The following is a 384-nucleotide window of genomic DNA, read 5'->3' on the forward strand; positions in this document are numbered from 1 at the left end:
GATCTCCAATGCCAGCTCTCCCCCAAGCATCCGGGCCCCCATCGCGGTGACAGGGCACCCTAGAACCTGGGTCAGATTTCAACCGGCGACCGGGTCAGTTTCACTCCGGCGCCTACACTGAGCCAAGCGAACAGCCGCTCCACCACCCACCTGATCCCGTTTGGCAGGAAGCGACCCTCGCGCGCGCCGCCGGGCGAGACCGAGACATGGATGTCGTGCTCGAGCGCTGCCGCGGCGAAGGGCGCGCCCGTGAAGCCGCTGTCGCCGAGGAGGTCACCTTCGAAGCCGAGCGCGGCCAGCCGCGGCAGCATCGGCAGGACGCCCGCGCGGTCGTCGGTGTTGGCGGGGTGCAGTTCGAGATCGAGCAGCGAGCCGTGCTTGTCG

Annotated in this window: 1 protein-coding gene; it reads right to left on the reverse strand. The window is 69.0% G+C overall.

Features of this window, described 5'->3' with window-relative positions:
• Positions 1–71: 71 nt before the first annotated feature.
• Positions 72–384 (reverse strand): transposase (locus E2C06_RS37045; protein WP_338324269.1); only part of this gene is annotated, 313 nt, incomplete at its 5' end.

The sequence above is a fragment of the Dankookia rubra genome (assembly GCF_004355005.1).
Classification (GTDB): Bacteria; Pseudomonadota; Alphaproteobacteria; order Acetobacterales; family Acetobacteraceae; genus Paracraurococcus; species Paracraurococcus ruber_A.